Annotated in this window: 30 protein-coding genes and 1 pseudogene; 18 read left to right on the top strand and 13 right to left on the bottom strand. The window is 62.0% G+C overall.

Annotation, left to right across the window (positions count from 1 at the left end):
* Positions 1-44 precede the first annotated feature (44 nt).
* The 3 genes from AC0L21_RS03955 to AC0L21_RS03965 form a co-directional block, all read right to left on the bottom strand.
* Complete coding sequence (locus tag AC0L21_RS03955) at positions 45-1,250, bottom strand: MFS transporter (RefSeq protein WP_473258401.1); 1,206 nt, start codon at positions 1,248-1,250, stop codon at positions 45-47.
* Positions 1,251-1,364: 114 nt separating this feature from the next.
* Positions 1,365-2,213 (bottom strand): 3-oxoadipate:acetyl-CoA acetyltransferase, encoded by an 849-nt coding sequence (locus tag AC0L21_RS03960; RefSeq protein WP_473258405.1) that lies wholly within the window; start codon positions 2,211-2,213, stop codon positions 1,365-1,367.
* Between the two features lie 123 nt (positions 2,214-2,336).
* Positions 2,337-3,728, bottom strand: coding sequence for an MFS transporter (locus AC0L21_RS03965; RefSeq protein WP_473258408.1), 1,392 nt, complete (start codon positions 3,726-3,728; stop codon positions 2,337-2,339).
* Between the two features lie 347 nt (positions 3,729-4,075).
* Between AC0L21_RS03965 and AC0L21_RS03970 the strand changes: the two genes are divergently transcribed.
* Together AC0L21_RS03970 and AC0L21_RS03975 are read left to right on the top strand one after the other, a co-directional pair.
* On the top strand, positions 4,076-4,333 hold the full coding sequence (locus tag AC0L21_RS03970) for a type II toxin-antitoxin system Phd/YefM family antitoxin (protein ID WP_473250990.1): 258 nt from the start codon (positions 4,076-4,078) through the stop codon (positions 4,331-4,333).
* Positions 4,330-4,713: a type II toxin-antitoxin system VapC family toxin gene (locus AC0L21_RS03975; protein ID WP_473258411.1), complete on the top strand. Its 384-nt coding sequence runs from the start codon at positions 4,330-4,332 to the stop codon at positions 4,711-4,713. The genes AC0L21_RS03970 and AC0L21_RS03975 overlap by 4 nt, the downstream gene beginning before the upstream one ends.
* A gap of 58 nt (positions 4,714-4,771) precedes the next feature.
* On the opposite strand, the gene AC0L21_RS03980 is transcribed toward AC0L21_RS03975, so the two are convergent.
* Genes AC0L21_RS03980 through AC0L21_RS03995 form a run of 4 tightly spaced genes read right to left on the bottom strand, consistent with a single transcriptional unit; the run spans position 4,772 to position 6,984 of the window.
* On the bottom strand, positions 4,772-4,942 hold the full coding sequence (locus AC0L21_RS03980) for a hypothetical protein (RefSeq protein ID WP_473258416.1): 171 nt from the start codon (positions 4,940-4,942) through the stop codon (positions 4,772-4,774).
* A gap of 36 nt (positions 4,943-4,978) precedes the next feature.
* Complete coding sequence (locus tag AC0L21_RS03985; protein ID WP_007602912.1) at positions 4,979-5,182, bottom strand: hypothetical protein; 204 nt, start codon at positions 5,180-5,182, stop codon at positions 4,979-4,981.
* Positions 5,183-5,200: 18 nt separating this feature from the next.
* Complete coding sequence (locus AC0L21_RS03990; RefSeq protein WP_473258423.1) at positions 5,201-6,535, bottom strand: PQQ-dependent sugar dehydrogenase; 1,335 nt, start codon at positions 6,533-6,535, stop codon at positions 5,201-5,203.
* Complete coding sequence (locus AC0L21_RS03995; RefSeq protein ID WP_473258426.1) at positions 6,532-6,984, bottom strand: DUF2231 domain-containing protein; 453 nt, start codon at positions 6,982-6,984, stop codon at positions 6,532-6,534. The genes AC0L21_RS03990 and AC0L21_RS03995 overlap by 4 nt, the downstream gene beginning before the upstream one ends.
* A 179-nt stretch (positions 6,985-7,163) precedes the next feature.
* Here AC0L21_RS03995 and AC0L21_RS04000 point away from each other — a divergent pair, with 179 nt between their 5' ends.
* The 7 genes and pseudogenes from AC0L21_RS04000 (at position 7,164) to AC0L21_RS04030 (ending at position 10,655) form a co-directional block, all read left to right on the top strand.
* Positions 7,164-8,027, top strand: a complete 864-nt coding sequence (locus AC0L21_RS04000; protein WP_473258428.1) for a formate/nitrite transporter family protein — start codon at positions 7,164-7,166, stop codon at positions 8,025-8,027.
* A gap of 95 nt (positions 8,028-8,122) precedes the next feature.
* Complete coding sequence (locus AC0L21_RS04005) at positions 8,123-8,329, top strand: hypothetical protein (RefSeq protein WP_473258431.1); 207 nt, start codon at positions 8,123-8,125, stop codon at positions 8,327-8,329.
* Positions 8,330-8,734: 405 nt separating this feature from the next.
* Positions 8,735-8,974: a hypothetical protein gene (locus tag AC0L21_RS04010; RefSeq protein ID WP_473258434.1), complete on the top strand. Its 240-nt coding sequence runs from the start codon at positions 8,735-8,737 to the stop codon at positions 8,972-8,974.
* Between the two features lie 57 nt (positions 8,975-9,031).
* Positions 9,032-9,496 (top strand): hypothetical protein, encoded by a 465-nt coding sequence (locus tag AC0L21_RS04015; RefSeq protein ID WP_473258436.1) that lies wholly within the window; start codon positions 9,032-9,034, stop codon positions 9,494-9,496.
* 162 nt (positions 9,497-9,658) lie between these two features.
* On the top strand, positions 9,659-9,850 hold the full coding sequence (locus AC0L21_RS04020; protein ID WP_473258438.1) for a hypothetical protein: 192 nt from the start codon (positions 9,659-9,661) through the stop codon (positions 9,848-9,850).
* Positions 9,851-9,998: 148 nt separating this feature from the next.
* Positions 9,999-10,342 (top strand): annotated as a pseudogene (locus tag AC0L21_RS04025) (hypothetical protein).
* 34 nt (positions 10,343-10,376) lie between these two features.
* Positions 10,377-10,655, top strand: coding sequence for an ATP-dependent DNA ligase (locus AC0L21_RS04030; protein WP_473258440.1), 279 nt, complete (start codon positions 10,377-10,379; stop codon positions 10,653-10,655).
* 68 nt (positions 10,656-10,723) lie between these two features.
* Here AC0L21_RS04030 and AC0L21_RS04035 read toward each other — a convergent pair whose 3' ends face one another.
* Positions 10,724-11,227, bottom strand: a complete 504-nt coding sequence (locus AC0L21_RS04035; RefSeq protein WP_473258442.1) for a DUF1269 domain-containing protein — start codon at positions 11,225-11,227, stop codon at positions 10,724-10,726.
* A 597-nt stretch (positions 11,228-11,824) separates the two neighbouring features.
* Entirely contained in the window at positions 11,825-12,901 is a 1,077-nt protein-coding gene (locus tag AC0L21_RS04040; protein WP_473259409.1) for a HoxN/HupN/NixA family nickel/cobalt transporter, read from the bottom strand.
* A 208-nt stretch (positions 12,902-13,109) separates the two neighbouring features.
* On the opposite strand from AC0L21_RS04040, the gene AC0L21_RS04045 reads away from it, so the two are divergent.
* The 9 genes from AC0L21_RS04045 (at position 13,110) to AC0L21_RS04085 (ending at position 21,172) form a co-directional block, all read left to right on the top strand.
* Positions 13,110-13,412 carry an urease subunit gamma gene (locus AC0L21_RS04045; protein WP_473258444.1) on the top strand — a complete coding sequence of 101 codons (303 nt, stop codon included), beginning with the start codon at positions 13,110-13,112 and terminating at the stop codon, positions 13,410-13,412.
* A gap of 69 nt (positions 13,413-13,481) precedes the next feature.
* Entirely contained in the window at positions 13,482-13,865 is a 384-nt protein-coding gene (locus tag AC0L21_RS04050; RefSeq protein WP_473259411.1) for an urease subunit beta, read from the top strand.
* 38 nt (positions 13,866-13,903) lie between these two features.
* On the top strand, positions 13,904-15,625 hold the full coding sequence (locus tag AC0L21_RS04055) for an urease subunit alpha (protein ID WP_473258446.1): 1,722 nt from the start codon (positions 13,904-13,906) through the stop codon (positions 15,623-15,625).
* 10 nt (positions 15,626-15,635) lie between these two features.
* Entirely contained in the window at positions 15,636-16,322 is a 687-nt protein-coding gene (locus tag AC0L21_RS04060) for an urease accessory protein UreE (protein ID WP_473258448.1), read from the top strand.
* Positions 16,306-17,025, top strand: a complete 720-nt coding sequence (locus tag AC0L21_RS04065) for an urease accessory protein UreF (RefSeq protein WP_473258450.1) — start codon at positions 16,306-16,308, stop codon at positions 17,023-17,025. Before AC0L21_RS04060 ends, AC0L21_RS04065 begins: the two co-directional genes overlap by 17 nt.
* A gap of 14 nt (positions 17,026-17,039) precedes the next feature.
* The gene (ureG, locus tag AC0L21_RS04070; RefSeq protein WP_473258452.1) at positions 17,040-17,678 is read left to right on the top strand and encodes an urease accessory protein UreG; all 639 of its coding nucleotides are present in this window, start codon (positions 17,040-17,042) and stop codon (positions 17,676-17,678) included.
* Positions 17,675-18,625, top strand: a complete 951-nt coding sequence (locus AC0L21_RS04075) for an urease accessory protein UreD (RefSeq protein WP_473258454.1) — start codon at positions 17,675-17,677, stop codon at positions 18,623-18,625. The genes ureG and AC0L21_RS04075 overlap by 4 nt, the downstream gene beginning before the upstream one ends.
* Positions 18,626-18,686: 61 nt before the next feature.
* Entirely contained in the window at positions 18,687-19,703 is a 1,017-nt protein-coding gene (gene yut / locus AC0L21_RS04080; protein ID WP_473258457.1) for an urea transporter, read from the top strand.
* Positions 19,704-19,729: 26 nt separating this feature from the next.
* Entirely contained in the window at positions 19,730-21,172 is a 1,443-nt protein-coding gene (locus AC0L21_RS04085; protein WP_473258460.1) for a GntP family permease, read from the top strand.
* 29 nt (positions 21,173-21,201) lie between these two features.
* Here AC0L21_RS04085 and AC0L21_RS04090 read toward each other — a convergent pair whose 3' ends face one another.
* From AC0L21_RS04090 to AC0L21_RS04105, 4 genes are all read right to left on the bottom strand, one after another.
* Entirely contained in the window at positions 21,202-21,912 is a 711-nt protein-coding gene (locus AC0L21_RS04090; protein WP_473258462.1) for a Bax inhibitor-1/YccA family protein, read from the bottom strand.
* A gap of 200 nt (positions 21,913-22,112) precedes the next feature.
* Positions 22,113-22,376 carry a YMGG-like glycine zipper-containing protein gene (locus AC0L21_RS04095; protein WP_473258465.1) on the bottom strand — a complete coding sequence of 88 codons (264 nt, stop codon included), beginning with the start codon at positions 22,374-22,376 and terminating at the stop codon, positions 22,113-22,115.
* Positions 22,377-22,512: 136 nt separating this feature from the next.
* The gene (locus AC0L21_RS04100) at positions 22,513-23,148 is read right to left on the bottom strand and encodes a response regulator transcription factor (RefSeq protein WP_473258467.1); all 636 of its coding nucleotides are present in this window, start codon (positions 23,146-23,148) and stop codon (positions 22,513-22,515) included.
* Between the two features lie 150 nt (positions 23,149-23,298).
* A complete protein-coding gene (locus AC0L21_RS04105) occupies positions 23,299-23,928 on the bottom strand; it encodes a response regulator (protein WP_473258470.1) in 630 nt (209 codons plus the stop codon).
* Between the last annotated feature and the right edge of the window lie 82 nt (positions 23,929-24,010).

The following is a 24,010-nucleotide window of genomic DNA, read 5'->3' on the forward strand; positions in this document are numbered from 1 at the left end:
GGCGCAGGGTCACCGGCGCGGTAATTTCCGCAGCGCGAATATTCTCAGGTCACGGCCGCTGCGGCCACCTGCGGCCGCCGGCGGCCGAGCAGGACCAGGATCAGCACCGTGGCGCAGGAGCAGACGAAGGTGAGACCGAGCGCGCCGCGGCTGCCGAACTGCGTGAGCAGGCCGACAAGGAGCGGCGGCGAGACCGCGGAGGCGAGATTGAGCGGCAGCGCGATCATCGACATCGCCTTGGCGAACTCGGCCTGATCGTAAAACACGAGCGGGATCGTAGCCCGCGCCACCGCCATCGCGCCGCTGCCGGCGCCATAGAGCAGGATGAAGGCCGCAACCGCCCAGGTCGCGCCATCGCTCGTCATCAGCAGCAGCATGGCGACCGGGAGCGCCGTGCCGGCGACGAGCCCGGTCGTGATTCCGTCCCACCGCCCTCCGCCGAGAAAATCGAGCCCGCGGGCGCTGACCTGGATCACGCCCAGCATCGAGCCAAACGCAAGCGCCTGCGCCGGGGGAAGCCCCTCCGCCCTCAACAATTCGATCATGATGGCGCCGATGCCGAAATTGACGAAGGCATTGAGCGTGATCGCGGCGACGACGAGGCTGAACGTGCTCCTGGGAATCGCGGGCGGCGGCGAAGATTTCGCCGGCTCACCACCACGATCACCGGCGATTTTCCGGCGCGGTGCGAGGAACGCATAGAGCGGAAGGTTGATGACGACCATCATCGCCGCATAGACGAGGCACATCCCGCGCCAGCCGAGCAGACCGCTGAGGAACGACGTCGTCGGCCAGAAGATGCTGCTCGACAGGCCCGTCACCAGCATCAGCGCGCCGATGGCATTCTTGGCCTGCCGCCCGGCGACCTCGTTCAGCATGATATAGGCGCCGGTCGAAAGCGTGGCGCTGCCGGCAATGCCGAGGACGATCCAGGCCGCGAAATACAGCGTCGGCTCGCGCGCGAGGGACAGCAGGATGAAGCCCGGCACGGTGAGGACCGTGCCTGAGATCATCACCTTTCGTGCACCGTGCCGTGCAAACGACTTGGCGAGCCAGGGCGCGCACAGCCCCATCGACACATAGAGAACGGACGTCCCGGCGAACACCGCCGGCAGGCTCATGCCGAGATCGGCCGCGAGATCACGGCCGACGATGGCGGGAAGACCTATCGTACCCCACCCGACAAGCTGGGAGACCGCAAGCACCAGCAGGACCCCGATGAGCCTGCTGTCAGATTTCAAGAACCGCATTCCAACCGTCGTCTGCCCGGCAGGCGCCGATCACGCCTGTGGCGCCAGTCTTAGCCGGAGACTCAGCGCACGGAAACGCCGGCCGACGAATGGCAGCAGGCGGCCGGGAGCATGTCAGGAGGCGGCAGGAGCTCCCTGCCCCGCGAGCCCGAGCAGGGATCGCGCCTCGGCCGCAGTCGCCACGCGCCGACCGTGGCGCGCGACAGCCGCACCAGCGATGGTCACCAGCTCGGCGTTGCTGGCCGCGAGGCGCCCCTTGTCGATCCTGATATTGTCCTCGAGTCCGGTGCGGACCGCATCGGCGCCCCGCGCGAGCGCCCAGCCCATGACCTCGGCCTGGTGGCGTCCGATCCCGGCCGCCGTCCAGGTCGCCTTCGGGATCAGCCGCCTGAGCTCTCCCAGCAGAATGTCGAGGACATGCTCGTCCGCGGGCATGGCGTTCTTGACGCCCATGACGAACTGCACATGCGAATGCTGGTCGATCAGCCCCGCCTCGATCAGACGGCGGGCGCCATGCAGATGGGACAAATCGAAGATCTCGATTTCCGGCCGGATGCCATTCGCCTTCATGCCGGTGGCGAGGGTCTCGACCAGCGCGGCGCTGTTCTCGTACACGATGGTCGGAAAGTTCACCGAACCCGTGGACAGCGAAGCCATGTCCGGCTTCAGGTAGAGCGACGATCCGCGCGCCGAGGGATCGCGACCCCGCCCGCCGGTCGAGAACTGAACGATCATGCCAGGACAATGCTTCTTGATCCCCGCCTGCACCATGGCGAAACGCTCGGGATCGGAGGACGGCGTCTCGTCATCGTTGCGAACATGGATATGGGCGAGCGTGGCACCGGCTTCGAAGGCCTGGTGCGTCGATTCGATCTGTTCGGACGGCAGGATCGGGACCGCGAGATTGTCCTTCTTGCGCGGAACGGAGCCGGTGATGGCGACAGCAATGACAGCAGGGTTCATCTTGCAACCTCATATTGATTGCGCTCACGCGCGCCAAATTCGAATCGGCAGCCTGACTATGTAGTGAGGCCCTGCCGCCGCGAACATCATCGATCGCGGCGGCAGTTGCCTCTACCATATCCGTCAGGTCCGAACCGTGGCAGCCCCGCTCACCGCATCGCCGGCGCGCTGACGGTCATAATCTGCCCGCGGCATCGGAACGGCATTGGGATTGCCGAGATCGTCGATCCTGATCCGATAGGTTTCCCGCGCGGTCAGGGCCGCCAGCGCGGCGATGACCGTGATAGCGAAGGCAATCGCCCCCACCGTCAACGGAATGTTGGTCGAGCCGGGAGGCGCGACGGTCGCAAACAGGGCGGGAAGCAATGCGGTGATGGTGGTTCCGATGTTCTGCGAGATCGCCATCGCCGAGACGCGGGTGCGGGTCGGAAACAGCTCCGGGTAAAAGCTCGGGAAGATCGCGTTGTAGCCCTGATAGACGACGCCCCACATCAGCAGCGACACCAATATTGCCAGCGGCACATTCCTGATGCTGATGGCATAAAGATAGCCGAAAGCGAGCGCGCCCGAGAGCAGCGCGCCGACGACGATCGGAGGCTTGCGGCCGACCTTGTCGGAGAGATTTCCGACGAAGGGAATGACGAACACCGCCAGCATATTTCCGAGCACGGGGATCCATAGATAGACGTCCTTGGCAAAACCGATCCCGTAGGCCGGCTGCACCGCATAGGCCGCGCCGAAGATGGTCGCAACCACAGGAATGACGTTCATCAGGGCCATGCAGATGACCCTGAGCATGTCGCGCCAGCTCAGCCTGATAGCCTGGACGATGGGCGCCCTCGGCGCTTCTCCCCGCTCGCCCTCTCGGGCAAAGGCCGGAGTCTCGTCGACTTCGCGACGAATGATGTAGCCCGCGACGATGACGAAGAAGCTGAGCAGGAAAGGAATGCGCCACCCCCAACTGTTGAAGGCCTCGGTCGGCATGTAGGCCGCCAAGGGCAGGAAGATTGCTGCGGCGAGGATCTGTCCGGCCTGCACGCCCTGAAGGGCGAAGCTGGCATAGAAGCCCCGCCGACCGAACGGCGCGTGCTCCAGGATCATCGAGCTTGCGCCTGAGATTTCGCCGGCAACGGCAAATCCCTGCACGAGGCGCAGAATGACGAGCAGAATTGGCGCCAGGATGCCAACCTGCTGGTAGGTCGGCAGGATACCCACGGCCATCGTCGAGATGCCCATCAGGAACATGCAGATGATGAGAACCGTCTTGCGGCCGTGGGTGTCGCCCCAGTGCCCGAGGACGAACGCGCCAATCGGCCGGGCTACATACCCGACGCCATAGGTCGCCAGCGAGGCGACGATCGCGACGGTGGGATTCTCCGACGGGAAGAAGATTTGCGGGAAGATCAGTGACGCGGCGGTCGCGTAGATGAAGAAGTCATAATATTCGAGAGCCGACCCGATCCAGCCGCTGGCTGCGGCTTTCCTGGACTGACTCATCTGATTGATCGCGGTCATCTCAAAATTCCTCCCTTGGGTTTTTACTGACGTCCCGTTGACGGGCTTCGCTCAAAATTGGGCAGCACTCTCCGGCCGCTCTGCGGAGTTTCGCGAGCGCTTGTCATTGCCGATCGGTGTCTGCTGGGTGGCGACGATAGGCTTTCGCTGGGCTAACACAATTACCCAGTTATTCGACAAACCTAACATGATGTTATTTGTGCGAGAGCCCACGTCCCGGCGAACACCGCCGGCAGGTTCATGCCGAGATCGGCCGCGAGATCGCGTCCGGCGATGGTGGGGTGGGAGGCGGTTGACATTGGACCATTGCATGGTCCACTTTATGAAAATTGAGGAAGGACAATGAGATGCGGGTCTCCGTTACCGACGCAAAAGGACAATTGACCGATCTTGTCCGCCGCGCAGAGGCCGGCGACGAGGTGATCCTGACGCGGCATGGACATCCCGCGGTGCGGCTCGTCCCGGTCAAGCTTGCGCCGGACCGCGCCGCCCGCCGGACCGTGCTCGAGGCGGCGCGAAGGACCGGCGGGGCCAAAGCTATTCCCGGACCGAGCGCCGCGCGCAGTCAGGACTTTCTTTTCGGCGACGACGGACTGCCGGAATGATCGCGGTCGATACCTCCGCACTGATGGCGATCGTGCTCGACGAACCGCAGGCCGATGCTTGCATCACCGCGCTGGACACCGCCGACGAAATCCTGATCTCGGCGGCCTCCGTTGCAGAAAGCCTGATCGTCGCGGCACGGCGGGGCGTCGACGAAGAGATGAACAAGCTGATTAACGATCTCGGTTTCAACGTGATCTCAGTGACCCAATCTTCGGCCGAACGCGTGGCGCAAATCTACTCGCGTTGGGGCAAAGGCATTCGTCCTGCCGGTCTCAACTTTGGTGACTGCTTCGCCTACGATGTCGCCAAGGAGCATGGCTGCGCACTTCTTTACGTCGGCGACGACTTTGCCAAGACGGATATCGTTGCGGCGGCGTAGTCGACGACCGCCGGGGCGGCGACTTACCGGCCCGAACAGAAAAGCTGCGGGGCAGCCGTCAGGCTGTATGGCCGGGATCCACGTGCTTCGGCGTTTTCTTGTCGCGTTGGGGGGTCATCTTGGCCGGATCCGGCGCATTCGGCACGCCGCGCGGCCCGAGCTGGTCGCGCTGAATGTCGTCTTCGGAGCGGGAGGGCTCAATGCCGTTCGGCTCACCGGGCTTGGTCATCGCAGCCTCCTGAAGTGTTCTGCTCGGAGTGTCCCATCAAATTCCCAGCGCATTCTCGCCGGCTTCGCGGCCGGGCACGCTGACATGGACTTCGTGTCCCTCGCGAAGCGCCAGCGAGGCGGCAGCCACCGCCGACTCGAAGGCCGCTTCCTTGGTGGAGTATCTGTTCCTGACGTCGCCGTCGTGCAGCACGCCCCATTCATCCTGCACGGGCACGATCGTGTATTGAGCAAGGCCCATGGTGAAACTCCTCGAGATCTATCGCTGTGTGAGCTGCGGGTGCGCGGCGGTCACGCGCCACACCGTGTTGCCGCTGTCATCGGCGACCAGCAGCGCGCCGGTCTTGTCGATGGCGACGCCGACGGGCCGCCCGCGCGCCTGGTTGTCGCTGTTGAGGAAGCCGGTGACGACATCTTGCGGCGGGCCGCTCGGCTTGCCGTCCGTGAACGGCACGAACACCACCTTGTAGCCGTTCAAGACCTGCCTGTTCCAACTCCCGTGCTCGCCGACGAAGGCACCGCCGCGATAGGCGGCCGGCAAACTCGCGCTCGTGTTGAAGGCCATTCCAAGCGGCGCGACATGCGAACTCAGCGCATAGTCAGGCACGATCGCCTTGGCGACGAGGTCGGGCCGCTCCGGCTTGACTCGGGGATCGACATGCTGGCCGTAATAGCTGTAGGGCCAGCCATAGAAGCCGCCGTCCTTCACCGATGTCATGTAGTCCGGCACGAGATCGGGACCGAGTTCGTCGCGCTCGTTCACGACTGCCCACAGCGCCCCGGTCTGCGGCTCGAAACTGAGGCCGTTGGGATTGCGCAAGCCGCTTGCGAAGATGCGCCAGCGGCCGCTGGCACGGTCGATCTCGAGGATGGCGGCGCGATTGTGCTCGGCTTCCATGCCGTTCTCGGTGATGTTGCTGTTGGACCCGACGCCGGCATAGAGCTTTGAGCCGTCGGGGCTTGCGACCAGGCTCTTGGTCCAGTGATGGTCGATCGGTCCGCCCGGCAGCTGCGTCAGCACCGTGCCCGGTGCGGTGATCTTGGTATCCCCCTCCGTGTAGGGATATCTGACGATCGCATCGGTGTTGGCGACATAGAGGTCGTTACCGACCAGCGCGACGCCGAACGGCGAGTTGAGATGGTCGAGGAAGACGCTTTGCGTGTCCGGGACGCCGTCGCCATTGCTGTCGCGCAGCAGCGTGATGCGGTTGCTCTCGCCGGTGTCGCCGCCGGATGTCGCCCAGGACTCGATATATCCCATCACGATTTCCTTGGGCCGCTTGATCGGGGCACCCTTCGGCGCCTTGGATTCCACCACCAGCACGTCGCCGTTGGGAAGCACGTAGAGGAATCGGGGGTGCTGCAAGCCGGTCGCGAAGGCCTTGGCTTGCAAGCCCTGCGCAACGGCCGGCGTCTCGTCCTTTTTCCAGCCGACGATGCGGGCGATGTGCATCGGCGGCAGCAGATATTGCTGGATGTCGGGTAGCGTCGGGTTGGCGCCGGTTTGCGCCTTCGGATCGCCGCTGCCGTCATTGCAGCCGGCCAGACACAGCAGCGAAGCACACAACAGCGCGCGAGCGATTGCGGAGTTCATCGCGCAACTCCTACGCCGTGGCGGTACACCATGGCCCAGCCGAGCCAGCCGGTGACCGGCAGGATCAAGACGGTGATGGCTGAAAGAAGGAGCCCAGTCGGCCACACCGAGGTCCAGGCATCGCGCGTGTGGATCAACGCATTGACGATGGCGAGGACCAGCGCCAGCGCGTTGCCGATCAGATGCGGCCAGGCCGGCGGCTGCGCCCGCACCAGGCGGTTACCGAGAAAATCGGTCAGACCGGCGATGGCTGCCAGCACGCCGAAGATGACGCCGACGACCAGAAGCCAGGCGGAAAAATCCGCCCACATGATCTCGGCAGTGACGACATAGGCGATGTCGGTCAGCAGCGCCCCGATGAAGCACGCGATCGGAATCGGCACCAGCATCGGATGAATGGGATGGCCTGCGATTTGCGCGGTGGAGCGCACACGCAAATTGTCTTGCACGGTTGGCCTCTTGTCAGATCGCCACCCCTCCCCGTTGGAAAACACCCGCTTCCAGCGAAGGTTCCTGATCGTCGGCCTCAGCGTCGCCGCTCCTCAACAGCTGCGGCGGCGAAGCACTCACGAGGAACCCCTCGCCGCTCCGGGCCTTGAGATGAACCGGCCCTTCAGGAGACCGCGGAGTGGACCAGCCTGGCGACGGCGCCTCCTTCAATCCAGCCTCGAAGCTCGACGGCGTTTCGCGGCGCCAGACCGAGCAGATCGAATCCCAAAGCCGGCCGAACGCCGCACTCATCCACGAGACGATCCGCGCCGAGGGTGAGCAGGAACTGGAGCGGCGATGGTGGGCTATCGTGCTGTCCGGTCTCGCCGCCGGTCTTTCGATGGGATTGTCCCTGATCGTCCAGGGCGAGTTTCACGCGCTGATCTCCGACGAGGCCACCCGGCGCCTGGTGGCTCCGCTCGGCTACACGGTCGGTTTCCTGGTCGTGGTGCTGGGACGGCAGCAGCTCTTCACCGAGAACACGCTGACACCGATCCTGCCGCTGTTGCACAACAGGGATCTCGCCACGCTGTGGAGCGTGATCAAGCTGTGGGGCCTGGTGCTGGCCTCCAACATCGCGGGAACCTGGGCGGTCGGATCCGTGCTCGCGCACACCAGCATCTTCGAACCACGCATCGTGGACGCCTTCGTGGATCTGAGCCGCCACACCATCGAGGGTACGTTCGCGACGACCTTTGTCCGGGCGATGTTTGCCGGCTGGCTGATCGCCTTGATGGCGTGGCTACTGCCTGCCGTGAAGGGATCGCGCCCGCACCTCGTCGTCGTGATGACCTATGTGGTCGCGCTCGGCCAGTTCGCGCACATCATCGCGGGCTCGGTCGAGTGCGGCTTCCTGGTGCAAAGCGGCCGGGCATCGCTCTCACAATATGCCTCGGACTTCTTCGTACCGACACTCCTCGGCAACATTCTGGGCGGAACGACCCTCGTCGCCCTGCTGAACTACGGACAGGTCGCCCCCGAAATCGACGACCACAGGGAATAAAGAGCCTGCACAAAAGCTGCCGCCTCGACAGGAACGATGGGCGTGAGCCGCGCTTGCCTCAGCAAATCAACGTGCGGCGACGAGCAGGATCAATCATGAGCACCAATACCAAGAGCCCATCCGACAAGGAACCGGCAGAAGGATCACGCGACATCGTCGATCGTGAATTGCAGCGTGCCGAAGACGCCGCCAACAATAAGGTCGATCATCTCCCCGGCGTGAAGGTCGGCGGGCAGCCCCAGGGCGGCGCAGTCGATCGTGCCCGGAAGCAGCGCGAGGAGAAGGATAGCGAACAGGAATAGAGTCGCTCTGCCGACCCGAAACGCACCCGGTGATCGCGAGACCACCTGCACCAAGCTCCAGCCGACATTGGGACTGGCTTGACCCGGGAAAGGTCGGTTCATCGAGATGCATCAATTGTTGGGATGGAGCGGGTGAAGGGAATCGAACCCTCGTATTCAGCTTGGAAGGGTGTCGAAAATCGAATGATTTCATAGCCGGTTCGGACAAACTCCCGCAAACATTGTGCTTAGAAGCCGACGGTTTTTCCCGAATGTCCGAATGTGTGTTAGTCGACGAGACTCTGGGGTAAACAAGGTCGGGCGCCAACTTGATCCACACCCACGACCGGCAGTAGCTCGCCGCCCATCGATGCCCCTACAAATCGATAATTTGCAGCCCGACAGGAGCCGCGTTTTCATGCCGGCATGCCACCCCCAAAGATTACCATCAGCGAGATGCGCGCCTCCGGCGTTCGAGGCGTCCTGGTCCATTGCGGCAACTTCCGCTGCCGCCGCCACGTCGCGGTCAACGCCGACACTTGGCCCGACGAACTCCGACTGAGCGAGATCGAGGAGCGCTGCGTCTGCTCCGCCTGCGGAACGCGCGGCGCTGACGTCCGTCCCGATTGGACCAGCAAGGGTCCTCGCGCCCTGACGTCGCGGTGATCGAACTAGGCTGGGGGACGGCCTTTCGACAATCCGATCAAGGCGCCGGGAGGCGAGTTGGTCACCTTGCTGGGCGCGGGCCGCTACATCGCAACCTGCCGGAGGCGGTTCACGACTGGCCGGAATGGCAGGCGGGATGGAGCGCTGCTGCTGGTCACGGAGCGCGGCGGGCCGGTGATGTTCGCCCAGATCGGGATCATGCACGCGCTCAATGCTGGGAAGGCAAACCCACAGATTGCGGCAGCTCGACGCTCAGAGCTCCAACACGAGATCGACAGACAACGGGTTGAACTCATTCAGCTGTCGGCCCACATAAGCTGCCTAGGTGTCGCGGCGCGCGCTGTCGAAAGCGCGCTTCTAACCACCGCCCCTCTCAGGGATGGATTGGAAGAAGCTGCCAAGCAATTGCTCGAAACCGTTGCCGATCAACGTTCCCAGCTTTTCGGCATTCGAGACGAGGAGCAGTGGAACTTGATAAGGTGCGCTATCGCGGCACGGCCTCGATCTGTATTCCTGACGTAAATGAGGGCCATCAGCCGATTGGCGTATTAGTCGCAACGAGCAGCAGGGTTGGACGTTACACTCAGGCGAACGTTCAACCGCTTAGAGATTTAGCCCAATCGATTGGCGCTATATTGAGCCCAAGACCAGACGTCGTAGACTCGATCGCAGCGGGAGCATGAGATGACGAAGCGCATCGAACTAAAGCCGGACCGCACTGCGGTAATCGACGGCAAGCTGCGCGGCGTCTTCCGTGAGATTGTTTCTGGCAAGAACGTCAGCGCCATGCGATCGAACGACGAGGTGCGTCGTATGTCGAACGAGCGCAGCGAGATCATCACATCTCGGAATACGCCACGGCCTGCAAAAAAGTAGGATCGAGGGGCCAGCACCGGCCTTGCTCGCCGGTTCTCGCGGGGCAGCCCGGAACCGTTCGCGGGCGCGACGCCGCGAACACGATCACCACCGTAGGTCCATCAGCCGGAACGATTCACGATTGCTCCCTTTGTCCAAGAGTTGCGTCATGCCTCATGCGCCGTCGATCGTGCCGCTGGATCGTCTCGACCGGGATGTCTCCTTGGTCCTGGAAGACTTCGGCGCCCGCGCCGGTTGCTCCTGGCGTGAGACCGACGAGCAGGACACCGCTATCGAGACCATTATCCGCGACCTGCTGTCTGGCCAGTATGCTTATCCGGTCCGGATCGTCGCCTTCAACGCCATCGAGGGCTGGTCTCGCGATGCGACCAGGGAGGTCGCCGATGAGCTGGCCGAGCGCGTCGGGGCCCGCGACCAGATCACGGCGGCCAAGCCAACGCTTCAAGGTCCTTCGCTGTCCAACTGGCGCTGCCTCTACGGGGAGCTGCCTGACCTCAACTCTGTGATCGTGATGTTGAGTCTGTGAGTGGCGTCCCAGCGTAAGGAGGTCGTGCCGATCGGGGTGAAGGCGCCGTATCCCGGTTTCATCGAGCCGCTGCTCGCCGAGCAGTTCGATCAGGTCCCACGCGGCGGCCGCTGGCTCCACGAGATCAAGTACGACGGCTACCGCGCCCAGCTCCACATCGTCAGCGAGGACTTCAAGGTCTTCACCCGGCGCGGCCATGACTGGACCAGGCGGTTTCGCAAGATCGCCACCTCTCGACCATGGGCGTTAATGGGCGCATTCTTGTGGACATGCATCTGATCTCGCTTCGACTCGCAACCGCTGCTTGCTCGGTTCAGACCAAACCGCCCCTCCCGAAAAGACCACACCTAGTCGGCCGGCTTGGTCGCCGCGCTGGCGAGCGCATCGCGCAAGATCTTTTCCTTGCTCTCGTCGAGAGATGTCTTCAACACAACCCCGCCGGCATCCTTGATCTCCTTGAGCACCTTGTCCGCGGTCATGTTCTTGACCAAGACGAACAAGGCGGCGTTGCCCGGCTGGATGCTGGCCGACAGCTCCTTCATAAATCCATCGTTGATCCCGAAATCGGACAGCGCACCGCCCAGCGCTCCCGAAGCGGCGCCCAACGCGACGCCTATGACCGGATTGAGAAACAGAACGCCGATCAGGAGCCCCCAGAAACTTCCAGACATTGCGCCCGTCACGGTCGTGTTGACAAGTTGATTCAGCTTGATGCTGCCTGCTTCAGTCTTGACCGCAATAACGGCGTCACTGATCGTGATCAGGTACTCCGTTTGCAATCTGAGGAGACGTTGACGCACTTCTTCCGCTTTTTCTTCAGACGGGTAGACGATCGCCACGAGATCGGACATGAAAACCTCCCGCTCGACGGAAACTCCGTTGGCCAAGCTAGAACACAGGCGTAGCCTCATTAAGTTAGCCGGCGACCTACCGTTGCGACATCCTAGAAAACCCTGGGGCAACGCGATGAATAGTACCGATCGCTCGAGTGCAGAATGCTGCGCGGCGCGCGTCCGTTCGACTACGGACCTACAATCATGCGACATGCGGCGCCATCGTTTTCCACCAGCAGGATGGATGCGAGATAGCGCCCGCCGCACGCCGCCGAAGCTGTCTGCATCGGCGTGCTCGGTACCAGTTGCTCAGCACCCACTAAATATCGGAGCCGGCCATGACGCGATCGTCGTGGTGGTGGAACTGCTCGCCGAACACGGGATCGTTGAGGACCTAGGTGAAGTTGTCGTTGAGGTCCAGCCGACACTTCGCGCGGTAGGCGTTTGCCCTGCCAGGAGCCGAGATCACCGCGTTGCGTTATGCGGCCGAAGAGCGCCAAGTAATTGGTGTTTCCGCCACTGCTAGAATTCATTCTTGGAGCCAAGCCTATCGAGTAAGCCGCGGATAGATCGCACGCTGCCGCCACTATCGCTACGCCGCAGCGTCCGCTCGGCTCACACCGCCTCGGTCGCATCGGGGCGCGGGGGCACATCCGATGCTAGCCGCCGATGGTCAGCAAACATCCGACGATAGAGGACGACAGAGACGAGCCAGGCAACCGCAAACAGTGCGATCACGACGAGGCCGAAATTCGCCAGCGACTCGTTGAGACGGTCTACCAGCGACCATATTCCCCCCGACAGGCCGAGTCGATCGCCGACGAGCGCGAGCACCTCGATGCCGCCGATGAACAGCGCGACCGCAACAGACGCGCCCGTGATCGTCAGGTTGTACCAGAGCTTACGCAAGGGATCGACGAACGCCCAGCGATAGGCGCTCACCATCAACGCCGAGTCGGCGGTGTCGACCAGCGCCATGCTGGCAGCGAACAGGGCGGGAAAGACCAGCACATCGGCGAGCGAAGCGCCGCGCGCGGCTTCTGTAGCGGAAATACTGAGCAGGCCGATCTCGGTCGCGGTGTCGAAGCCGAGCCCGAACAGCAGTCCCAGCGGGTACATGTGCCACGGCTTTGTCACGAGACGGAACATCGGGCCTAGCAATCGCGCCAGCTTTCCGCGATTGGCAAGCAGCGCATCGAGGCCTTCAGCGCCACCAACACCCTGCTCGCGTGCCGCGCGAAACGTCCGCCACAAGCCAACGAAGATGGCGAGATTGACGGCTGCGATTGCCAGAAGGAAGATCGCCGACACTGACGTGCCGATCAAGCCACCGATCTCCCTGAGCAGGCTGTCCCCGCCAAGCGTCCCCACTCCCAGCGCCAACAGCATGGTCGCGACCACGACGACGGTCGAATGGCCGAGCGCAAAATAGAGGCCCAGGGATCTTGGCGCATCGCCTGCATGCATCAGTTTGCGCACGACGTTGTCGATAGCGGCGATATGGTCGGCATCGATGGCGTGGCGCAGCCCGAACACCCAGGCAAGCAGAGCGGTCGCCATCACTGCGGGCTGTTCGGAAAACAGCGCGAAGGCCCAGGCCCAGACCGCAATGTTGGCGGTGAAGAGCCCACCAAGCAAAACAACCGTGGTCGAATGGGTGACCGGCAGAGACCATTTCGGCGAGTGGCCCATCACGGCCGCACCCCAGTAAGACGTTTAGCGGCAACGATCATATCGGGGAAAAGAGCTCTCGGGCAAGGCGTCGCAGGGGCATTCGGCTCGCTAAGTATTTTCCGACACATGACTAGGTAGAAGCCCCATTGCGCGTTACGGCGCGCGTCTGCATGACTGGATACATGAATGGGCAGCTGCCCTTGGCTTGCAGCCCCGGGAGTGCTGTATGCAGCTCACGCCAAGAGAATTCGACAAGCTGCTGGTCTACATGATGGCTGACGTTGCACTGAAGCGGCAAGCCAAGGGCCTGAAGCTGAACTATCCGGAAGCCGTAGCGGTGATCTCCGCGACTGCGCTCGATGGAGCACGTGCCGGGAAGACAATCGAGGACGTTACCAACGAGGCGCGCACCGTCCTGAGCAAGGCCGATGTGATGGATGGCGTCGCCGATCTGATTCCAATGGTGCAGATCGAGGCGGTGTTTACCGACGGGAGTCGTCTCGTGACCGTACATACGCCGATTCAGTGACGGAGGGAGATCGACATGGCCGGACCGAAGATCGGCCCCAAAGTTGCCGCCGATGCCGACCCCGCGTCGATGGATGTGCCGGTCGGGGGCTACATTTGCAGCCCATCAGCGATCACATTCGATGCCGATCGCCCGGTGACGACGCTCAAGGTCCGCAACGCAGGAGACCGGCCGATCCAGGTCGGGTCGCACTTCCATTTCTTCGAGGTCAATCGCGCGCTGGAATTCGATCGCGCCGCGGCCTTCGGGATGCACCTCAATATCCCTTCGTCGACGGCTACGCGGTTCGAGCCCGGCGACGAACGTGAGGTTCAACTCGTCCGTTATGGCGGCAAGCGGGCCGTTTATGGCTTCAACAACCTCGTAGACGGCCCGACTGCCGGCCCGGACGCCTCCACAGTCAAATCCAACGCGGTCGCGCAGGCAGCTAAGCGAGGATTTCGCTCCACATAAGACGGCCTCGAACGCAACTTTTTCCAAATGGGAACGCGATGGCCAGTATTTCTCGGCACGAATATGTCGGCCTCTTTGGCCCGACGACAGGAGATCGCATCCGCCTCGGCGATACGGGTCTATTCGTCGAGATCGAGCGCGATCTGCGGGGCGGCTACGGGGACGAAATTGTCTTCGGCGGTGGTAAGAGCATGCGCGAAGGCATGGGTATGGACAATCAAGTGACACGGGCCGGTGGTGCTCCCGACCTGGTGATCACCAACGTCACCGTGATCGACGCGATGCTTGGCGTCGTGAAAGCGGATGTGGGAATCAAGGATGGCCGAATCTGTGCCATCGGCAAGTCCGGAAATCCGCAGATCATGGATCGGATTACGCCGGGCCTTGAGATAGGGCTGGCCACGGACGCCATCTCGGGTTCCCATCTCATCCTGACGGCCGCCGGGATCGACACACACATTCATTTTATTTCTCCGCAGCAGGTGGAAGCCGCACTGTCGAATGGCACGACGACGTTGATAGGCGGCGGGACTGGCCCTTCAGACGGCTCCAATGCGACGACAGTGACATCCGGTCCCGGCAACATCAGTATGATGTTGCGGGCGTTCGAGGGTTGGCCGCTCAACGTCGGCATTCTCGGCAAAGGCCATGGACATGGCAAAGCGGCCCTCGTCGAACAGATCGAGGCGGGCGCAGTCGGCGTAAAATGCCACGAAGATTGGGGCACTACGCCGGCGGTGCTGCGCTCCGCCCTCACCGTTGCCGACGAAACGGACACCCAGGTCTGCATTCACACGGACACCCTGAATGAGTCCGGCTTTATCGATGACTCGATTGAGGCCTTCGAAGGGCGGACGGTCCATTCTTTCCATACCGAAGGTTCGGGCGGTGGCCATGCGCCTGATATCATCAAGATCGCCGGCCTCCCGAACGTTCTGCCATCTTCGACAAACCCAACGCTCCCCTATGGCATCAACTCGCAGGCGGAGCTCTATGACATGATCATGGTGTGCCATCATCTCAGTCCGGACATCCCGTCGGACGTCGCATTCACCGAGAGCCGCATTAGGGCCGAGACCATTGCAGCGGAAAACGTTCTTCAGGACCTCGGGGTCATCTCGATGTTCTCGAGCGATTCCCAAGCCATGGGACGCATCGGGGAATGCTGGCTGCGTTGCATCCAGACCGCCGATGCGATGAAGATCGGCCGCGGCAAGCTCCCGGAGGACGCGCCCGGCAACGACAATTTCCGAGTGCTGCGCTACGTTGCGAAGATCACGATCAATCCCGCCATCGCGCACGGCATTGCCGACGTGCTCGGCTCCATAGAGGTCGGCAAGGTCGCGGACCTAGTCCTTTGGGAGCCCGCGTTCTTCGGCGCGAAACCCAAGATCGTGATCAAGAACGGCTTCATCAGCTGGGCCGTCATGGGCGATCCGAACGCGTCGCTGCCGACCCCCCAGCCTACCTACTATAGGCCCATGTTCGGAACTCAGGGTGGTGCGCTCGCCGCGAATTGCATCACCTTCGTTTCCGGCATCGCGCATGCTGCGGGAATTAAGGAGCGGCTGGGTCTCCGCCGGCAGGTGATGCCGGTGCGAAATGTGCGCAACATCAGCAAGAGCAACATGGTCCGAAATGCCGGCACGCCGAACATCGAGGTTAATCCGGAGACTTTCGCGGTGACTGTCGACGGCAAACACGCGACCGTTCCGCCCTTGAAGACGGTCTCTTTGAACCAAAAATACTTCTTCAGTTGAGGCACCTGTCATGATCCTCATCGAGACCGTCATGGGCAACATCGGCGAGCGGGAGTGGCACGAACGCCTGGCCGCCGCCGAGACCGACTTGCTGGAGATCGACCAGTGGCAAGCGCAAAAGAGCCGCTTCCGCACGACGACGGCAAAGGGTGTACAGGTCGCGGTCTCGATGGATCGCGGTACCCATATTCGCGATGGAGACGTCCTGCTCTGGGACCCTCAGGTGGGTTCTGCAATCGTCGCACGCATAGAGCTGCGTGACGTGATGATCGTCCATCTGCACGAGTTGATGAGCGTCGCGCCCAAACTGGCGATGCGGACATGCTTGGAGCTCGGCCACGCGATGGGCAATCAGCATTGGCCGGCGCTAGTAAAGGACACAGTTGTCTATGTCCCGCTCACCGTTGATCGCAAGGTGATGGCGTCCGTCATGAACACACATCGCTTTGAGGGGCTCCGCTACGAGTTCGTGCCCGGTCGGGACGTCATCCCGTATCTCGCTCCACATGAATCACGGCGGCTCTTCGGTGGCGCAGAAGGACCGGTACATTCGCACGTGCATGAGAGCTACGCTGGCGTCGAGCTCGGTAGCGGACAAGTCTACGGGGATCCGCCGATGCGTCTCCACGTCCACTCGGAACCTTCAGGCCAATCTTCGCCGGCAGCGGCCGGTTCCGCGCATGACCATCGAGAATGAAAGCGCCGACGCGCCGGTCAACGCTGCATTTCTCTCGCGGATGCTGCAGTTCGGTGACTCGATGTTCCCCATCGGCGCCTTCTCGTTCTCTTCGGGCCTGGAATCCGCGATTCAGAAAGGCGTCGTCACCAACACGGCCACGCTTCGATCGTTCGCCTCCACTGCGCTCGATCAGGCGGCACGCGGCGACTGCATCGCGCTGATTGCCGCGCATCGCGCGGCAACCGTGGACGACGTTGATACTCTCGCCTGGATCGATGCGAACGTCTACGCGCGCAAACTTTCCGAGGAAACTCGGGCGATGTCGGTTCGAATGGGCAAGAAGTTCACAGAGATGGGAGTAGAGGTGGTCGGTGCGCCACTGCTTCGCACCTGGCGTGAATGCATCCGAGCATCTGCTACGCCCGGGTGCTTCCCCATAGCACTCGCGATCGGCTTTGCCGTACAGAACCTGCCGGCCAGCCAAGCGTTCGTCGTGCATCAATACGGAGTTGCGACGACGATCCTCGGGGCAGCCTTACGGCTGATGAAGGTCAGTCACATCGACACCCAGAAGATTCTCTACGAGCTCATCCGGAAGGCGGAAGAGACGTACCCGACAGCCGCGGCTGCGCGGCTTCAAGACATGGCCGGCTTTGCGCCCTTGTCGGAAATTCTGGCCGCCGTCCACACCAAGGCGCATGTCCGCCTGTTCATGAATTGACGAATGGAGTTTCGATGTCGAAGAACATCACACGCATTGGCATTGGTGGCCCGGTGGGATCAGGCAAGACTGCGATTGTGGAAGCCATTACGCCGCGTTTGCTCGATCTCGGTGTCAAGGTTCTCATCATCACGAATGACGTCGTTACGACCGAAGACGCCAAGCATGTCCAACGCACACTCAAGGGAATTCTACTCCAGGAGCGCATCATCGGAGTCGAGACCGGGGCATGCCCTCATACGGCGGTGCGCGAAGACCCGAGCATGAACCTCGCGGCGGTCGAGGACATGGAGCGGCGTTTTCCGGACAGCGACGTGGTGCTGATCGAAAGTGGCGGCGACAACCTGACGCTGACTTTCTCCCCCGCGCTGGTGGACTATTTCATTTACGTGATCGACGTCGCCGCGGGCGATAAGATTCCGCGCAAGAACGGCCCCGGGATCACCTATTCCGACGTGCTGGTCATCAACAAGACAGATCTTGCGCCCCATGTCGGAGCTAGCCTCGACGTGATGAAGCGAGATTCGCAGATGATGCGGGGCCTCAAGCCGTTCCTGTTCACAAACTGCAAGACCGGAGAAGGCATCCCGGAATTGGTCGCCCTGATCGAGCAGGAATTCCTTTTCGATGTCCAGCGACGGCTTCCAGCATGATACCCGCGGCGTTCCCCCCCTGGGCTCGCGCCGAGGCCATCGGCGCATCCAGCCTGGAGTTCGCCTCGTTCCAGGACGAACCGCGGCAGATGAGGAGCGGCGCGATTGGCAAGTCCGGTTTCCTGCGCCTGGGCCTCGAACACCGCTCCGGTCGAACGGTTCTGGCGACGCTGGAGCGGCGTGCGCCGTATATGGTGCAGCGCGCGCTCTATTGCGACGAGGAAATGCCGGGTATGGCGTCCCTCTTCCTGATCACCACGACGGGCTGCGTGCTCCAGGGAGACAGGCTCGCCCTCGATATCACCGTGGGGCGGGGTGCGCAGGTGCACCTTACCTCGCAATCCGCCACAAAGATCCACACGATGGACGCGAACTATGCGGCGCAGAGCCAGACCATCACGCTCGCGGATGATGCCTACCTGGAATTTCTTCCAGATCCCGTCATCCCGCATCGGCATTCGCGGTATCTTAGCGATACGCAGATCTTCGTCGCGCCTTCGGCCACCCTGCTTCTATCTGAGATCATTCAGCCGGGCCGCAAGCACCATCATCGGGACGAGTGCTTCGGTGCCACGATACTTTCCATCTCAACGTCCGGAGCGCGGCCCGACGGCCGCGTGCTGTTTGCGGAGAAGTTGGTCATCGAGCCGCAACGATACGCGATGCGGCAAACCGGCGTGATGGATTCGTTCGACGTGTTTGCTAACGTGATCCTGTGCGCCTCCAAGGACAAGGCCGAACGCATCCACGAGCGTACCGTCGCCGATGTGGATCTGAGGGGCGGCCTGGCGTTCGGCGCCTGTCGACTGCCCAATGACGCTGGGCTCGTTTTCAAGGTACTGGGCCGCGAGACCGCGCAGGTGAAAGCCAAGGTTCGCGAATTCTGGGGGCTGGTCCGCGAGGAGGTCATCGGCGCCGCGCTACCACCCCCCTATCTTTGGCGGTAGCGGGCGATCGTACCCGAGAACTGTGCCTACAACAGGCCTGGACGGGGCCGAGGAGGCAGGAATGGTAACGATCCTGGCGAAGTGGGAGAGCCTCTGCGCACGTTCGGCCGTGTTGCGATTCCTGGACATAAATTTGCGCAGCACCGGCCAAGTGATGTTTCAGAACAACCCGCTCACCGGGGTCCTATTTCTGGCGGCGATCGCCTGGGCCTCGTACGCCGCTGGCGTCAGTAGAATCGGAATCGCCGGTGTCCTCGCGCTGGTCGTTGCAAACCTCACGGCCCAATGGCTTCGCGTCGATACTGCGTCGCTTCATTCGGGACTTTATGGATACAACGCCATCCTGGTCGGACTGGCGCTCGCGACATTTCTATCGCCGAATGCACTCATGTGGGTCTATGTGGTGCTGGGAGCGTCGGTCTCGGTCATTGCAATGCTCGGGATCGCCAACAGCGTCAAGCCGCTAGGATTATCCAGCCTCACGTTCCCCTTCGTACTCACGACATGGCTTCTGTTGTTGGCCACGTATGGGTTTTCCGGTCTCGTAGGAACTGCGCTGCCATCCGGCAATGTCGTCTCGGCGTTTCAGTCCTATGAGACTGACCCGCTCAAGCTCGCGGATCTTGTCCGGGGCGTCCTACGAAGCATCTCGCAGGTGTTCCTGAAGGGAAATGGCGTGGCTGCGTTCCTGCTGCTCATCGGGCTCGCCGTGAATTCGATGTCGGCCGCCGCTTTCGCAATCGCGGGTGCGACGCTGGCCGTCCTGACGGCCCATCTCTTCGGAGCCGAGAGCGAACTGATCACCGGCGGCCTTCTTGGGTTCAGTCCAGTGCTGACGGCGATCGCCCTAGGAACCGTGTTCTACCAGCCGAGCTGGCGAGTCGCGATTTATGCCATGCTGGGTACGCTGGTCACGGTCGTCGCACAAGCCGCGCTCAACGTTGCATTGACGCCGCTTGCGATTCCCGCACTCACCGCGCCGTTTGTGCTCGTCACATGGATGTTCCTTCTCCCGCGCCAACGTCTCGAACCTGCCTCGGCTGGTACCCACGACGACGCGGCAGCGCTTGCGGCGTAATTCGGCACTCGGCGGAGGCTTGGGTCATGGGACTCGTTGGGATACTTCTCGGTCTCGGTTTGCTGATGTGGCTCGCCTATCGCGGGTGGAGCGTCCTCATGCTGGCCCCGGCAGCAGCACTGCTGGCGGCCGCTATATCGGGCGAGCCCCTCCTCGCCCACTGGACCCAGACATTCATGGGCGGTGCCGGGCGGTTCGTGACGCAGTGGTTTCCCATGTTCCTGCTCGGCGGATTGTTCGGCAAATTGATGGACGATAGTGGTTCAATCGCGTCGATTGCTCGGTTCTTGACGGATCGACTGGGCACCCGCCGCACGATGCTCTCGGTCGTATTGGCGTCAGCCGTCGTTACCTACGGTGGCGTCAGCGTCTTCGTCGCGTTTTTCGTGCTGGTCCCAATGGCGAGAGAGATGTTTCAGGCAGCGAACCTCCCGCGGCGCTTGATGCCTGCCGCAATCGGTCTGGGGGCGTTCACGTTCACGATGTCTGCAATGCCAGGAACGCCGTCCGTCAACAATGCCATTCCGATGCCTTACTTCGGCACAACGACATTCGCGGCGCCCGGGCTAGGCATCATCGCCTCGATCATCATCATGGTTCTCGGCATGTGGTGGCTCCGGCGCGCAGAAGCGGCGGCGCGCGCGGCAGGCGAGGGTTATCACGACGGCTTGGTGGGTTCTCCCGTGGACGAGACAATTCGCGTGCAGGCGTCGGCGGCGGGCGATTTTGATCCAGCCGAACTTCGGCACGGCAAGCACAGCGCCAGTGTGCCTCCGTTTGCTGTGGCGATATTGCCGCTGGTGGTCGTCATCGGCACGAACTTCCTCATGTCACTCGTTATCCTCCCGCGCCTGGATTTTTCGTTCCTGGCCGAAGAGGTGTGGGGCGGAACCTCCATCGGGGCGGTGGCGGGCGTCTGGTCGGTCGTCATTGCGCTGACGGCGGCGACCTTGACCGTCATCGTCCTGAATTATAAGCGTCTTCCAGCATTGCGCGAGAGCCTCGACGCGGGTGCCATTTCATCCGTCTTGCCGATCCTGACGATCGCCAGTCTCGTTGGCTTCGGCGCGGTGGTCGCCGCCCTGCCCGCCTTTGCGGATGTGCGTGACGCGCTGCTTGCGGTCGGCGGGGGTCCCCTCATCTCGCTCACGATCGCCGTAAATGTGCTCGCGGGGCTGACCGGCACCGCGTCCGGCGGAATGGCGATCGTACTCAATATCCTTGGCGACACCTACGTTCGGCTCGCCGCAGAGAACGGCATCGATCCCGCACTGATGCATCGTGTGACCACGATTGGAGCTGGCACGCTCGATGCCCTCCCTCACAATGGCACCGTTCTGCTGCTGTTCCAGATCAGCGGGTTGACCCACCGCGAGAGCTATCTCGACATGGTGATGACCGTGATCGTAACCTGCATCATCGCGCTTGCCGCCATCCTCGTTCTGGGAACGATTTTTGGATCGTTTTGAATGGTTGATCCGGCGCAGCCGACATACAGCTACCGTCGGCCACCTATCAGGCGCAGCAGCATCATGAAAAGATTGAGGAAGTTGAGGTAAAGTGACAGCGCGGCGATGACGGATTTGCGCCCGGTCGCAGTCTGGTCGTCCTGCCCGTCATACATGGCCTTGATCCGCTGCGTGTCGTAGGCGGTGAGTCCCGCGAAGACCCCAACGCCTACAATCGAAATCAGCCAATCCAATCCGGACGACCTCAGGAAGAGGTTGACCAGGCTTGCGATTACGACGCCGATCAAGCCCATGAACAAGAAGCTACTGAGCCCTGACAAGTCACGCCTGGTGGCGTAACCAAACGTGCTGAGCGCCCCGAACATCGCGGCGGCGATGAAGAAGACCTGCGCAATCGAGGTGCTTGTGTAGATGTGCAGGAGTGTAGAGAGCGATATCCCGACCAAGGCGGCGTAGACGAAGAACAAGATGCGCGCCGTCCCAACCGACAGCATGTTGATGCGCGATCCAATGAAGAACACGAGCGCAAGCGGCGCCAAAATGAAAATCCACATCACCGGGCTCTGCAGCAATGCGGGACCCGCGAGCTGATAGCTCAGCCATGCCGCGACAGCCGTCAGGCCGACGCCCGCCGCCATATAGTTGTAGATGCGCAGCATGTAGTCGCGGAGTCCGACGTCGATCGCAAGCGCGTCGCCGCGGGCGCCTGGTTCTGCCAAATCTGGATCATAATTTGACATTCTTGCCTCCTCGAATGTGGTCGCGGGGCCAAGTCGGCCTCTCGCCGATGGCCACGGCGGGGAACTTCGGGGATCAGCCGAGTGCCCCACCGCATATCGCGGTAAGCGCATCGATCCGCAACATCCCGTCAGCGGCAGTACCTGATGGACACCGGATGGGAACGTCCATTGCGGGCGCGGTACCAGCACCGACCGTTGCGTCAATAATAGTTGTGCCACCGACGATGCCGCGAATTAGCGCCCGCGATGGCTCCTGCGGTAGCACCAATTGCCGCACCGCGCCGGCCGCCCACCGCCCCGCCAACAATAGCGCCTGAGACGGCTCCTCGCGCAGCATTACTTTGCGCAAGAGCCTCAGCAAAGGAAACCGTTGCGGCAAGGCCGATAAGGAAGAGCAAAATCAGTAGTCGCCTCATATCACGCTCCTCGTCAGGTGCCTCGCGGAGTTCCAGGTCCTTCGCCATGCCGAATAGGCGATCGCAAGCACGCCGGCACCTCCGCCCGCTTTACTTGATGAGGCGCAATGCGGCGTTCCTCAAAAACCCTAATTGCCGGGCGGGAATATACCCAACGCGTCGCTTTCTTCCTCGACCAAGTCCCTCAAGGCGCGACCAGCTTCTTGCGGATCGCGTAGCGGACCAGGTCGGCCGTGGACGACGTTCCTAGCTTGCGCATGGCCGATGCGCGGTGCGTCTCCACCGTCTTCACCCGCAGCTTCAGAATCGCGCCGATAGATCTGTTGGTGTGTCCCTCCGCAATGAGCTGAACCACGCTCTGCTCGCGCGAGGTAAGCAACAGGTCGGACCTATTGTCCTTGTTGACCTGATAGTCATGAAGCATCTTTTCCAGCAGGAGGCCGGTGAAATACGGATTGCCGTCCAGCAGCGCCTCTATCGCGGAAACTAGGTGCTTCCTCGCGTCAGATTTGAACAGAAAGCCCCGAACGCCAGCCAGAATCGCTTCTGTCAGCAGCTCCTCACTTTCATGCATTGTCAGTATCAACACCTCCGTGCGCAAATGCATGGATTTAAGTCGGCGACTGACCTCCAGCCCGTTCATCATCGGCATCGAATAGTCGACGATCACGATGTCGGGTAGCGTCTCCAGCGCTAATGCAACGGCTTCCGCGCCATTGGTCGCTTCTCCGCTGACGGTCCAGTCGGGACGAGCTTCGATGATGGCGCGAAGCCCAGAGCGCACCACCTCATGATCATCAGCAACAACGATGCGCTTCACTGCGTCGTTCCCGCGTGCCGGTTGGCGGCCCATGCGGCGTCAAGGAGACTGCCGACCGCAGACTCAATCTACGATACCGGCAATCATTGAAGACGTTATCCTAGAAAACCCTGATGTCGCCCGGCGAATACCCGATCCTCGCGGGCCTGCTCACACCTCGATTAACCTGGAGCGGACCGCGTATCGGACCAGACCCGCAGTCGAATTCACGTCGAGCTTCCGCATTGCCGCCGCCCGATGCGCCTCAGTCGTCTTGACGCTGAGGCTCAAGATCGCACTGATGCCCTTGTTGCTGTATCCTTCTGCCACGAGCTTGACGACGAGTTTCTCTCGTGGAGTGAGCCCATGTTCGGGCTCCAACCCGATGCTTTCTGCGCGATCAAATTCGTTCGGCCTATTCCTGACACTGAATGGTCTATGTGCAAGAAGCGAATCGACGGCCGTCAGCAAAAACCTGCTCGCATCCGACTTGGACAGGAAAGCGCGCGCGCCGGCCTGAAGCGCCTGTTGCGCGAGCAGACTGGAATTGTAAACAGTGAAGATCAACACTTCGGTCTGAAGCGGATACTCCCTGATCTGACGCGCGACCTCAACCCCCGTCATGCGTGGCATCGAGAAGTCCACGATGGCGACATGAGGCTTGTGCTCAATGGCTGCGGCAACGGCTTTGCTTCCGTCAGTCGCCTCTGCGACGACCTCCCAATCCGCACGCTGCGAGAGCACCGCCCGCAATCCTGAACGCACCACATCATGATCGTCAGCGATAAGGATCCGTTTCATGGCCGAGCACTCCAAGGTTTCTTGACACGGGAGCCGGGCCTCTCAAACGGGAGAGGCCCGCCGCCGGTAACCAGTGTTCTTC

Source organism: Bradyrhizobium sp. WSM4873 (assembly GCF_055811355.1).